The organism is Brevundimonas sp. GCM10030266 (assembly GCF_042666595.1).
Classification (GTDB): domain Bacteria; phylum Pseudomonadota; class Alphaproteobacteria; order Caulobacterales; family Caulobacteraceae; genus Brevundimonas.
This window is the reverse complement of record NZ_JBHTCY010000001.1, coordinates 1178266-1191159: the sequence shown is the minus strand read 5'-3', so window position 1 is coordinate 1191159 and position 12894 is coordinate 1178266. Positions and strand designations below refer to the sequence as shown.

Annotated in this window: 10 protein-coding genes; 7 read left to right on the top strand and 3 right to left on the bottom strand. The window is 68.4% G+C overall.

Going from position 1 to position 12894, the window contains the following annotated elements:
- Nucleotides 1-73 precede the first annotated feature (73 nt).
- Nucleotides 74-751 carry a Fe2+-dependent dioxygenase gene (locus tag ACFQQC_RS06160; RefSeq protein WP_376860688.1) on the bottom strand — a complete coding sequence of 226 codons (678 nt, stop codon included), beginning with the start codon at nt 749-751 and terminating at the stop codon, nt 74-76.
- 114 nt (nt 752-865) lie between these two features.
- Nucleotides 866-3169, bottom strand: coding sequence for a TonB-dependent receptor (locus tag ACFQQC_RS06155; protein WP_376860686.1), 2304 nt, complete (start codon nt 3167-3169; stop codon nt 866-868).
- 289 nt (nt 3170-3458) lie between these two features.
- Between ACFQQC_RS06155 and ACFQQC_RS06150 the strand changes: the two genes are divergently transcribed.
- Entirely contained in the window at nt 3459-4973 is a 1515-nt protein-coding gene (locus ACFQQC_RS06150; protein ID WP_376860684.1) for a putative bifunctional diguanylate cyclase/phosphodiesterase, read from the top strand.
- A 5-nt stretch (nt 4974-4978) separates the two neighbouring features.
- Here ACFQQC_RS06150 and ACFQQC_RS06145 read toward each other — a convergent pair whose 3' ends face one another.
- Nucleotides 4979-6187, bottom strand: a complete 1209-nt coding sequence (locus ACFQQC_RS06145; RefSeq protein ID WP_376860682.1) for an NAD(P)/FAD-dependent oxidoreductase — start codon at nt 6185-6187, stop codon at nt 4979-4981.
- 117 nt (nt 6188-6304) lie between these two features.
- Here ACFQQC_RS06145 and ACFQQC_RS06140 point away from each other — a divergent pair, with 117 nt between their 5' ends.
- The 6 genes from ACFQQC_RS06140 (at nt 6305) to ACFQQC_RS06115 (ending at nt 12866) form a co-directional block, all read left to right on the top strand.
- Nucleotides 6305-7189, top strand: a complete 885-nt coding sequence (locus ACFQQC_RS06140; RefSeq protein WP_376860680.1) for a peptidase — start codon at nt 6305-6307, stop codon at nt 7187-7189.
- A 176-nt stretch (nt 7190-7365) separates the two neighbouring features.
- Nucleotides 7366-8826, top strand: a complete 1461-nt coding sequence (gene zwf / locus ACFQQC_RS06135) for a glucose-6-phosphate dehydrogenase (protein ID WP_376860678.1) — start codon at nt 7366-7368, stop codon at nt 8824-8826.
- Entirely contained in the window at nt 8819-9556 is a 738-nt protein-coding gene (gene pgl, locus ACFQQC_RS06130) for a 6-phosphogluconolactonase (RefSeq protein ID WP_376860676.1), read from the top strand. Before zwf ends, pgl begins: the two co-directional genes overlap by 8 nt.
- Nucleotides 9556-11448 (top strand): phosphogluconate dehydratase, encoded by a 1893-nt coding sequence (gene edd / locus ACFQQC_RS06125; protein WP_376860674.1) that lies wholly within the window; start codon nt 9556-9558, stop codon nt 11446-11448. Before pgl ends, edd begins: the two co-directional genes overlap by 1 nt.
- Nucleotides 11449-11499: 51 nt before the next feature.
- Complete coding sequence (glk, locus tag ACFQQC_RS06120) at nt 11500-12474, top strand: glucokinase (protein WP_376860672.1); 975 nt, start codon at nt 11500-11502, stop codon at nt 12472-12474.
- Nucleotides 12475-12572: 98 nt separating this feature from the next.
- Nucleotides 12573-12866, top strand: coding sequence for a hypothetical protein (locus ACFQQC_RS06115; RefSeq protein ID WP_376860670.1), 294 nt, complete (start codon nt 12573-12575; stop codon nt 12864-12866).
- Nucleotides 12867-12894 lie beyond the last annotated feature (28 nt).

Genomic DNA, 12894 nt, shown 5'->3' with positions numbered 1-12894 from the left:
TCACTAACCACTAATCACTTCCCACGTTCCGACCCGACCAGTTCGAGCTCCCCGCCCGACGGAGCCCAAACCCTCACACCTCCGCCCACCGCCGCAGCAGGTTGTGATAGACCGCCGTCAGCTCCAGCACGGCTTGGTCCTTCGGTCCCTTCTCGGCGTTGATCCGCTGGATGGCGACATCCATCCGGAACAGGGTCTCGCGGTCGGCGTCGTCGCGGATCAGGCTCTGCAGCCAGAAGAAGCTGGCCACCCGCGCGCCCCGCGTCACCGGCGTCACCCGGTGCAGGCTCTTGGACGGATACAGCACCAGATCCCCCGCCGGCAGCTTCACCGACTGCGGCCCGTACATCTCCTCGATGATCAGTTCGCCGCCGTCGTAGTCTTCGGGCTCGGACAGGAAGAGGGTGCAGGACAGGTCGCTGCGGATGCGGATATTCCCGCGCTGGCGGATCGCATTGTCGACATGCACCCCGAAATGCTCCCCGCCCTCATAGCGGTTGAACAGGGGTGGAAAGACCGTGTGCGGCAGGGCCGCCGATACGAACATCGGATTGGCGTTCAGCGCCTGCTGGATGATCCCGCCGACCTCGCGCGCCTGGGCGCAGTCCTCGGGCAGTTGCCGGTTCACCTTGGCCGTCGCCGACTGGTGGCCCGAGGTGACATTGCCATCCGCCCATGGTCCGGCGTCCAGCGTCTGGCGCAGCGCCTCAACCTCGGCCTTGGTGAACACACCGGGAATGTGCAGCAGCATCGGCGTCTCCTCATCGCGCCCGTCTCAGGACGCGGAAAAACCCGGGGGCAGGTCATCAGGGAAGACACCTGAACCCCCGGGCTCCACGCTACAAGGCCTTCGGGCCGAAGGGCCTCAGTAACGCAGGTTCAGCGTCAGCATCGCCTGACGGGCCGGCGCCACATCGGCGTGGTGCACGCCGTTGGTGCGGATGATGTATTCCTCATCGCCCGCGTTTTGGACGTTCAGCTGCAGCGAGGCCGTGTCGTTGATCTCATACGAGGCGAACAGGTCCACGCGGGTGTATTCCGGCGCATAGATGCGGTTCGTCCCGCCGCCGGCGCCGCCCTGGTTCCCGCCGAAGCTGTCGGAGACATAGTAGAGGCCGCCGCCGAGGCTCAGTTTCGGCATGACGCGATAGGTGGTGAACAGGCTGAACGAATGCTCCGGCGTATTGGCCAGTTGCTGGCCGTTCAGCGGGTTCGGCAGGCCGCCCGAGGTCAGGGCGCCCTTCACCAGTTCGGAGTCCATGTAGGTGTAGCCGCCGAACACCTGCCACTGCGGCGTGATGTTGCCCGACACGCCCAGCTCAAGGCCCTGCACGAGGACTTCGCCGTCCTGCACCACCACCGGCGTGGTCTGGGTCACGGCGTTCTGGCGCTCCAGACGGAAGACAGCGGCGCTCAGCTGCAGTTGGTCGCGGAACAGGCTGGCCTTGGCGCCGATCTCGTAGCTGGTCGACTCTTCCGGATCGAGGATCGCCTGGGCGGCGGTCGATGCGGTGTTCTGGTCGCCGGCCGCGATGGTCGGTGGCGTCGAGGAGGTCGAGTAGGACGCATAGACGCTGCTGTTCGGGGTCGGCTTGTAGACCAGCCCGATCTGGTAGTTGACGAAGTCCCAGTCCGCGTCAGGCGGCAGGGTCTCGGTCACCGCCCCGTAGACGCCCGCGACCGCCGTGGCCGAGCGGTTCACGCCCGACACCGAATACTGATCCCAGCGCAGGCCCAGGTTCAGGATCAGGCGCTCCGTCAAGTTGATGCTGTCGAAGGCGTAGACGCCGACCGTCTCGGTCGTGCTCTCGCTGACCGCGCCGCGATTGACCACCCCCACCCAGGCGTCGCCGCTGTTCGGCGAATAGACGCGGGTGCAGTCCCCGGCGCCCAGGCTGGACAGGTTGCCGGCCGACATCACATAGCCGGTCGGGCAGGCCGAGCCCGCGGTGGTGAAGGTCGAATAGCCCGCGTTGCGGTTCTTCTCGCGGGTCAGCTCCAGGCCGACGTCGAAATTGTGCTGGATCGAGCCGGTCGTGAATGAACCGCTCAGGTCAGTGACATTGGCCAGGGTGTCGACCGGATTCCAGCGCGACTTGGTCCCGCGCTTCATCCACCATTCGCCGGCCACGAACTGCGCCGCGCCGCCGTCACCGGGATTGGTCACGATGTAGTCGTTCAGCGTCTCGGAATAGCGCGTCACGTTGCGCAGACGCAGGGTCTCGCTGATCCGGTGCTCCACGTTGACGGTGAAGCTGTCGACCGTGTTGTTCAGGAAGTCGCGACCCGCGACGCCATAGAAGCTGCTGTAGGGCACATCCAGAATGCCGCTGTCGGTCGTGCGCGTGCCGATCTTGGTGAACAGCGGGATGCCGTAGTCGGGCATCTGGTTGGAATCGAGGTGGTAGTAGCTGGCGGTCAGGGTCGTCGCCTGCCCCAGCCCGATCGCATACGACAGGGCCAGGCCCCACTTGTCGTAATCCACCAGGTCACGGCCCGGAACATCGCCCTCGCTGCCCATCACGTTCAGGCGCAGGGCCGAGGTGTCGGACAGCTGCCAGTTCTGGTCGACCGTGGCGCGCAGATAGCTGTCGGTGCCGGCGCCCAGGCCGAAATGGGTGAAGGTCTGCAGACGCGGCGTCTTGGAGCCGAGGTTGATCGAACCGCCGCCCGAGCCACGACCCGAGTAGACCGAGTCCGCGCCCTTGATGACCTCGACCTGTTCCAGGTTGAAGACCTCGCGCTGCTGGCCGCCCGTGTCGCGGATGCCGTCGACGAAGATGTTGTTGCCCGAGGACTGACCACGGATGAACGGACGGTCCGACAGCGGCTGGCCGCCTTCACCCGCGCCGAAGGTGATGCCCGGCGAGGTGCGCAGGATGTCCTGCAGCGAGGTGGCGGCGGTCTGTTCGATGATCTGCTGCGGGATGATGGTCACCGCGCGCGGCGTATCGACCAGCGGCGCGACGAACTCCGGCGACTGCGGTTCGCGGCGCACACGCTCGCCCCGGACCGTCACCGTGCTCAGGGTGGTGGCTTCCCGATCCTGCTGCTGCGGATCGGCCGCAACGGCCGGATCGCCGGCCAGAGCGGGCGCGGCGCCCAGCAACATGCCGGCGGCGCTGGAGGCGAAAAGGAGCGAACGGAGCGCGTCGGCGCGGTGGGTCATGTGTGGCATCCGGTCGCAGGGAAGTCTGCGAGCGGCTCGCAATATCACCTTTTTTCCGCACCGCAATCGAATTTGAGACACATTCGCAGGAATTCCCGAAACGCTTTCGGAAAAGGTCAACGCGACGTCTTGTCCCGCGACAATCGCGCCGCCGCCGGCGGCTCCCGCCGTTAAGGCTTGCAGATCCAGACTTTACCTTGGCTTCACCTGTTTTGGGCAGGTTCAGGGCGTGAAACTTCGCTTCATCAACCCTCGTTCCGACAGGACAGGGCCCGGCGACGCCGTCGGGATGAAGACTCACACCCCCTTCACAACGGCCGGCTGGCTCGCCCTGACCGGCCTCTTCACGGGCGCGGTGGCGCTGGCGCTGCTCCCCGTGGTCGCCCCCCTGATCAGCGCCGTCAGACCGCATGAAGCGGCCATCGCCGTCGGCCTGGCCTTTACCTCCGTCGCCCTGATCGTTCTGGCCTTCCGCTTCCATCTGATGATCCGCAACCTGCGGGATCGGGAAGACCGGCTCACCCACATCGCCCTGCACGATCAGGAAACAGGCCTGCCGAACCGACTGGCGCTGGAACGTCTCGCCGCCTCGCAGGAGGGGCTCTGGGTCATCCTGATCGGCATCGACCGGTTCGAGGTGGTCCGCAACGCCATCGGCTATGACGCCATGGCCCTGCTGGTCACGGCCGTCGGCCGCCGCATGGAACAGCTCTCCGGCGCCTCCATCTCGCGGGTCAGCGCCGCCGTGCTGGGACTGGTCGTCGTCGCGCGGGACGAGGACGAGGCGGTGCGTATCGCCGCCCGCCTGTGCGACGCCGCCCATCTGCCGTTCGAGGTGTCCGGCGCCCCCGTGGACATCGCCCTGACCGCCGGTGTCGCCCGTCGCGGCGAGGCCGGGGCCAAGCTGACCTCGCCGGTTGATCGCGCCGCCATCGCCATCGCCCGCGCCCGCCAGCTGCGCCGTCCCGCCGCCGCCTTCGACCCCGCCGACTATGGCGACCCGCAGGGCAATCTGTCCCTGATCTCGGAGCTGATGGCCGCCCTCGACAACGGCGAGTTCTCACTCGCCTACCAGCCCAAATACGATTTCCGCGCCGAGGGGATCACCGGGGTCGAGGCTCTCGCCCGCTGGACCCATCCGCGTCGCGGCGTGGTCGCGCCGGACATCTTCGTCGCCATGGCGGAGGAGACCGGCCATATCCGCCCGCTGACCGAATGGGTCGTCCGTCAGGCCATCACGGACCAGGCCGTCATGGCCGCCGCCGGCTACAACGTCATGGTCTCGATCAATGTGTCGGGCCGCCTGCTGTGCGACGACGGCTTCGCCGACTTCGCCCTGGAACAGATCGCCGGCGCCGACGCCGACCTCTGCTTCGAGATCACCGAAACCGCCGTCATGCATGACCCGGAGCGGGCGCTGGCGGTGATCGACCGCCTGTCCGCCGCCGGCATCCGCGTTTCGCTGGACGACTACGGCTCGGGCCTGTCGTCCCTGACCTATCTGAAGCGCATTCCCGCCGACGAACTGAAGATCGACAAGGAGTTCGTGGTCGGGCTGGACAACTCCGCGCGCGACGCCCTGCTGGTGAAGTCGACCATCGACCTGGCCCACGGCCTGGGCCTACGCGTCACCGCCGAGGGCGTCGAAACGCCCACCGCCCTGGCCCTGCTGCGCGGCATGGGTTGCGACATGGCCCAGGGCTTCCTGATCGGAAAGCCCAAGCCCCTGCCCCTGCTGCTCGAACGTCTGGCGCGGGACGAGGCCGAGACGCCCGCCCGCCCCGGCGAGACCGCCGCCGCCTGACGGGCTCAGCCCGCCGCCACCGCCTTCATCGTCACCGACACATCCGCCAGTCGTCCGGCGTCCACCGGCGTCTGCTTGCCGATCATCATCCGCCCGGCCATGAACTCGGCCGGCGCATTCACCGCCTCGACGCAGACGATGCGGTCGCCCGCCAGATGGAAGACGGCGAAGGCGCCCCCGGCCACATCACCGCGCACCACCTGACGATCCGCCTCGCCCGGCAGGCCGGCGATCTGCAGCTTGAGATCATACTGGTCCGACCAGAACCACGGGACTTCCGCCGCCGGCGCCGCGCGTCCGACAATGGCCGAGGCCGCCTGCTTGGCCTGCTCCAGCGCATTGGGCACGCTCTCCAGCCGGTGCATCGCCCCGCCGTGGACCGGCACGGGCCGGTGGGTCACGTCGCCGATGGCGAAGATCGACGGGTCCGAGGTCCGCGCCTCCATATCGACCACCACTCCGTTCAGGCACTCCAGCCCGGCCGCGCACGCCAGCCCCTCGCAGGCCAGCGCCCCGACACCGACCAGAACCGCATCCGCCGGGATCAACTGACCATCCGCCAGCCGCACCCCGGCATCCTCGAACCCGGTGACCTCGGCCGAGGTCAGGATCTCCACGCCATGCTTGCGGTGATAGTCGGTGAAGAAGACCGACAGGGTCTCCGACGCCACGCGCGCCAGAACCCGGTCCATCCGCTCGATGACGATCGCTTCGGCGCCCAGCGCCCGGGCCGACGCCGCCGCCTCCAGTCCCACATAGCCGCCGCCGACCACCGCCAGCCGCCTGCCCGGCCCCAGCGCCGCCTTCAGCCTTTCGGCGTCCGCCAGCGTCCGCAGCTCCAGCAGGTCCGGCCGGTCCGCGCCCGGGATCGCCAGCCGCCGCGCCGTCGATCCCGTCGCCAGGATCAGCACGTCATAGGTCTCGGTCGTCCCGTCCGCGAAGGTCACGACCTTCGCCGCCCGGTCGATCGCCGTCGCCGTCACGCCCGTGCGCAGCTCAATGCCCTGTTCGACGTAGAAGCTCTCGGGGCGCAGCAGCAGCGCCTCCAGATCGGCCTCGCCCTTCAGCCAGGCCTTCGACAGCGGCGGCCGCTGGTAGGGCGGCGCGGCTTCCTCGCCCGCGAGCACGACAGGGCCTTCATGGCCGTACTGGCGCAGCAGCGCCGCCGCCGTCCCGCCCGCATGGCCCGCACCGATGATCAGAACCTTCGTCATGTTTCGCAAGTAGTGCGATCCCGACGAAAACGCCAAGGATTCGGCAAGCGTCACCGTCTTGTCGGGTCGACGTCCTCATGCAAACGTCGTTGGACCATTTTTTCCGGGGAGTGAAATATGCTGGTCAGGTCTCTCATCGCCGCCACAGCCGCCGTGCTGATGGTCGCACCTGTCGCCCAGGCGCAGGACACCTCCGCCCAGGCGACCTACGGCTCGGTCCGGCTCAGCTCTGGCTTCGCGCCAGACCCGCACGTCGTGTCCCTGACCGCCGGCGGCTCGATCGACGCCTCCAACCTGGGCTCGCCCTGCCGTGGCTCCATCGCCCGCGCGCCCGACTATGAAGTGACCTACACCGCCGGCTCGCTGCCGCTCTACATCACCTCGACCTCGTCCTCGGACACCACCCTGGTGGTCAACGCCCCGGACGGTCGCTGGTATTGCGATGACGACACCAACGGCAACAATCCGCTGGTCACCTTCAACAATCCCCGCTCCGGCACCTATGACATCTGGGTCGGCACCTACGGCGGCGGCACCTCCGCGGCGTCACTCGCCATCTCCGAGGTCCACAGCACCGGCCAGGGCGGCGGCGGCTCCAGCGGCGGCTATCCCGACACCAGCGCCCGCGCCACCTTCGGCGAGGTCAACCTCAGCGCCGGCTTCACGCCCGATCCGCACCGGCGCAACCTGACCGCCGGCGGCGGCCTGCAGGCCTCGGTCGTGTCGTCGGAATGCCGCGGCTCCATCGCCACCGCGCCGGACTACCAGATCACCTATTCCGCCGGCTCCCTGCCGCTGGCCATCCGCACCGAGTCCAGCGCCGACACCACCCTGGTGGTCAATGGCCCGGACGGCGAATGGTACTGCGACGATGACTCGGGCGGCGGCACCAACGCCCAGGTCTATTTCGCCAAGCCCGCATCGGGCGTCTACGATATCTGGGTGGGCACCTACAGCGGCGGCAACACCTCGGCCGCCCTGCTGATCACCGAAGTGCCGTAAGGCCTCCTTCCGATCCGGAACCGCTGGCGGGCGTCGGGGATTGACCCTGACGCCCGCTTTGCATGTCCAGCTTGACCGTCACATGGTGTTTCAGCGCCATGCGGACAGTTGGCTATGCCGACGGAAGCGGCCAAAGACCCTTCATCCCGAAGGGTTCATTGCGTGAAGGAGCACGGATGGCGGCCTTGGTGCTGTTCGGCGGCGGCGGCGACCTCGCCATGCGGATGCTGTTGCCTTCGCTCTATTTCCTCGATCACGAGGGTCTGCTGGCGGATGGTCTGAAGATCATCGGCGCCGCCCGCTCGGATGAAAGCCGCGACGAATACGTCGGCAAGGTCCGCGCCGCGGTCGAGGGCAAGGCGAAGGCGGACGACGCCTGGTCCGACCAGACCTGGGCCCGGATGGAGGCCCGGCTCGACTATCTGCCGGTGGACGCCACCAGCGCCGACAGCCTGAAGCCGCTCAAGGAAAAATGCGGCGACGGCGAGATCACCTCCTTCCTGGCGGTCTCCCCCTCGCTCTACGCCCGCATCGTCACCGCGATGAAGGCCGCCGGTCTGGCCGAGCGGAACTGCCGCGTTGTGCTGGAGAAGCCGGTCGGTCGCGACCTGAAGAGCTTCCGCGAGATCGACGACGCCGTGGGGCATGCGTTCCGCGAGGATCAGGTCTTCCGCATCGACCACTACCTCGGCAAGGAGACGGTCCAGAACCTGATCGCCCTGCGCTTCGGCAACACCGTGTTCGAGCCGCTCTGGAACAACCTCTCCATCGACCACGTCCAGATCACCATCGGCGAGACGGTCGGCGTCGGCGATCGCTGGCCCTACTACGACGAGTACGGCGCCCTGCGAGACATGCTGCAGAACCACATGCTCCAACTGCTCTGTCTGGTCGCCATGGAGCCGCCGTCCGACCTCGACCCGGACTCGGTCCGCAATGAGAAGGTCAAGGTTCTCCGCTCGCTTCGCCCCATCACCCATGAGGAGGCCGAGCGCGTCACCGTGCGCGGCCAGTACGTGGCCGGGACCGTCGAGGGCAAACCGGTCAAGGGCTATGACGAGGAGCGCGGCCTGGACTCGGACACCGAGACCTTCGTCGCCATCCGCGCCGACATCGACAACTGGCGCTGGGCGGGCGTGCCCTTCTTCATGCGGACCGGCAAACGCCTGCCCGAGAAGCGCACCGAGATCGTCATCCAGTTCAAGCCGCTGCCGCACTCCATCTTTGATCGCGACGACCGCGGCGACGTGCAGGCCAACCGCATGATCATCGAGCTGCAGCCCGAGGAAGACATCTCCCTGACGGTGATGAACAAGCGCCCCGGCCTCGACCAGCGCATGCAGCTTCAGCCGATCAAGATGAGCCTCTCGTGGGGCGTCGGCGGCAAGGGCGACACCCCGCCGCGCCGCCGCATCGCCTATGAACGCCTGCTGCTCGACGCCCTGCACGGCGACAGCACCCTGTTCGTCCGTCGCGACGAGGCTGAGGCCGCCTGGAAATGGGTCGACGAGGTCTCCGAGGCCTGGGCCGACGGCGATGTGAAGCCGCAGGAATACGTCGCCGGCGTCTGGGGCCCTGACGCCTCCGACATGCTGATGGCCCGCACCGGCCGCGAATGGAACGTCAGCGATGCCTGAGACGCCCGTGATCGAAACCTTCAGGGACGCCGATGACTGGGCCTCGGCCTCCGCCGTCCGCCTGTGGGAAGCCCTGTCCGAAGGTCGCAAGGACCCGGCCCAGAACGGCTGGGCGGTCTTCGCCGGCGCCGGCGGCTCCACGCCCTCGCCGATCTATCGCCTTCTGGCGCCGATGTGTTCGGTCGAGGACTGGCAGCACACCTTCGTCACCCTCGTCGATGAGCGCTATGTGCCCGAGACCTCGCCGGACTCGAACGCCGCCCTCATCAAGCGCACCCTGATGACCGGCAACGCCGCGCACGCGGAATTCCTGCCGCTGTACAGCCCGGAAGTCACCGTTGATCGCGCTGCCGCCGTCGCCGCCCGGAACCTCAACATCGAGCTTGAGACCCGCCGCCTCGACGCCGTCCTTCTCGGCATGGGGGAGGATGGCCATATCTGTTCCATGTTCCCTGAAAGCCCGACGCTGAAGACCCTGCTCACCCCCACTCTCAAGCCGACCGTTCTGGGCGTGCCCCATGGTCGCGACGGTCTGGCCCCCAGCCTTGAGCGCCTGTCGATCAACCTGCCGTATCTGATGCAGGCCCGCCGCGTGGTTCTGGCCCTGACCGGCAAGCAGAAGCGCGCCGTGTTCGAGCGCGAGGCCGCGGGCAATCCCGCGATCCAGCCCATCGCCGCCCTGATCGCCGCGAACGTCCCGCTGGACGTCCTCTGGACGGAGAAGGCCTGATGGCGAAACTCAACCCCGTCGTCGCCGAGGTCACCGCCCGCATCGTCGCGCGCTCGCAGACCACCCGCACCGACTATCTGCGCCGCATGGACGCCGCCCGGGACTCGGGCGCCGGCCGCGCCAAGCTCAGCTGCGCCAACTGGGCCCACGCCTTTGCGGGCCAGACCCTCGCCGACAAGCTGACCGCCATGGGCGGCAAGCAGCCGAACGTCGGCGTCGTCACCGCCTTCAACGACATGCTCTCGGCCCACCAGCCGTTCGAGCGCTTCCCCGAGATCATCCGCGCCGCCACGCGCGAGGTCGGCGCCACGGCCCAGGTCGCCGGCGGCACGCCCGCCATGTGCGACGGCGTCACGCAAGGCCGCCCCGGCATGGAGCTGTCGCTGTTCAGCCGCGACGTCATCGCCATGTCCACCGGCGTCGCCCTGACCCACGACGCCTTCGACGCGGCCATGATGCTGGGCGTCTGCGACAAGATCGTCCCGGGCCTGTTCATCGGCGCCCTGGCCTTCGGCCACCTGCCGGTGATCTTCGCCCCCGCGGGCCCCATGCCCTCGGGCATCCCCAACGCCGAAAAGGCCCGCGTCCGCGCCCTCTATGCGCAAAATCAGGTGGACCGTCAGACCCTGCTCGAGAGCGAGGTCGGCAGCTACCACTCGCCCGGCACCTGCACCTTCTACGGCACCGCCAACTCCAACCAGATGATGATGGAGATGGCCGGTCTGCACCTGCCCTCGACCGCCTTCGTCCACCCGGAGACCGGCCTGCGCGACGCCCTGACCGCCGCCGCCGCCAAACGCTCGGTCGCTCTGGCCCACGACGGCTCGGGCCGCATGGCCGACGTCATCTCCGAGAAGTCGATCGTCAACATGATCGTGGCCCTGCTGGCCACCGGCGGCTCGACCAACCACGCCATCCACCTCGTCGCCATGGCCCGCGCCGCGGGAGTCATCATCGACTGGACCGACATGGACCAGCTGTCGTCGGCGACCCCGCTGCTGGCCCGCGTCTATCCGAACGGCTCGGCGGACGTGAACGCCTTCCAGGCCGCCGGCGGCGTCGCCTTCGTCACCCGCGAACTGGCCGAGCACGGCAACATCCACGCCGACGTCGAAACCGTCATGGGCAAGGGTCTGGACGCCTACTTCCAGGAACCGTCCATGATCGACGGCGAGCTGGTCTGGCGCGACGGCGTCAGCCAGAGCCTGGACACCGACATCCTCCGCCCCGCCTCCGATCCGTTCCAGAAGGACGGCGGCCTGCGCCTCGTGAAGGGCGACCTCGGTCGCGCCGTCATCAAGGTCTCGGCGGTCAAGCCCGAGAACCGCATCGTCGAGGCGCCCGCCGCCGTCTTCGAGTCGCAGGAAGAGGCCCTGCAGGCCTTCAAGGACGGCAAGCTGAACCGCGACGTCGTCGTGGTCCTGCGCTTCCAGGGCCCCAAGGCCAACGGCATGCCGGAACTGCACAGCCTGTCGCCTGCCCTCAGCGTGCTTCAGGACAAGGGCTTCAAGGTCGCCTTCGTCACCGACGGCCGCATGTCCGGCGCCTCGGGCAAGACGCCTGCCGCCATCCACGTGTCGCCCGAAGCCCTCGCGGGCGGCCCTCTGGCCCATGTGCGGGACGGGGACATCATCCGTCTGGACGCCGAGGCCGGGGTGCTGGCCACCGTCGGTGTCGCCGACCTGACCGGCCGCCCCGCCGCCCACCGCACCGAGGCCCACGCCACCGGTTCCGCATGGGGCTATGGCCGCGAGCTGTTCGGGGCCTTCCGCCACGTCGTCTCGACCGCCGAGGAAGGCGCCTCCGTCTGCTTCGCCGTCCCCCCCGGCGCGCCGGTCAACGAAGACACCCCGCCCGATCCGAACATCGTCGACCGCGCCGTCGACGCCTGACGCAAGCAAGAACAAGCCGCCGCGCGGCCAAGGGATTCAAGGACAGCGCTCATGACCATCAACTGGGACCGCACCCTGCTCGTCGGTGATGTCGGCGGCACCAACGCCCGCTTCGCCATCGCCCACATGGTCAACGGCAAGCCGGTGCTCGAGCACCACGAAAGCTTCCCGGCCGAGCGCTATCCGACCTTCCTCGAAGGCGTGAAGGCCTTCATCGACGGCTGCGAGGTCAAGCCGACCGGCGGCGTCATCGCCGTGGCCGGGCCGGTCACCGACGGCGAGATCGACCTGACCAACTCGCCCTGGCGCGTGTCGGAAACCGAGCTGGGAACCCTGGGCCTCAGGCCCGTGCGCCTGATCAACGATTTCGAGGCCCTGGCCTGGGGCGCCCCGGTGGTCCCGCAGGCCGAACTCGCCTCGCTGGGCGGCCCCGAGGAGGGCGACCCCCACGCCGCCATCGCCGTGCTCGGGCCGGGCACCGGCTTCGGCGTTTCGGCTCTGGTGCGCGACTCGCGCGGCAACGAACTGGCCATGCCGTCCGAGGGCGGCCACGCCTGCTTCGCCCCCGGCGATCCGGTCGAGGACGAGATCCTGCGTATCCTTCGCCGCCGCTATGACCGCGTCTCGATCGAGCGCCTGATCTGCGGCCCGGGCCTGCTGAACATGCACCGCGCCCTTGCCGAGATCGACGGCCGCGAGACCCATATCGACGACCCGGCCCAGATCACCGCCGAGGCGCTGGAGAACCCGAACAGCCACTGCGGCGCGACGCTTGCCCGCTTCTGCGCCATCCTCGGCGCCGTGGCCGGGGACATCGCCCTGACCACCGGCTCGCGCGGCGGCGTCTATATCGCCGGCGGCATCGCGCCGCGCATCCTGCCCTTCCTCAAGGCCAGCCCCTTCCGCGAACGGTTCGAGCGCAAGGGCCGCTTCAAGGACTATATGGCCGCCATCCCGACCCATGTGATCCTGCACAAGCACGCCGCCCTGCTGGGCGCTGCGCGCGTGGCCTTCGCCGGCGAATAGACGCCGCCGGAGTTCACGCCGGTCTCACGTCGGCGTGAACCTTTTCGAATCCCGCAGGTTGGTTCGGTCCCAGGAAGAGAACAAAAGGGACTGTTCCAATGCGTAAGATGATCATCGCCGCCACCGCCGCCTTCGCCTTCGCCGGCCTCGCCGCCTGTGGTGAAAGCTCGGCTGACAAGGCCGCCGAAACCCAGGCCGACGCCCTGGAAGCCCAGGCCGGCGCCACGTCGAACGAAGCCGAGGAGAAGGCCCTCAACACCGAGGCCGACCGCATCGAGCAACAGGCCGGCAACGCGGACGGCGGCATGACAACCAACAACACGCCCAGCACCACCCCGTCGGGCGAAATGACCGCGCCGCCGGCCACCCCGGCCCCGGCCCCGGCCCAGTAAGCGCTTTCGTCCCCGGACGAATGAAGAA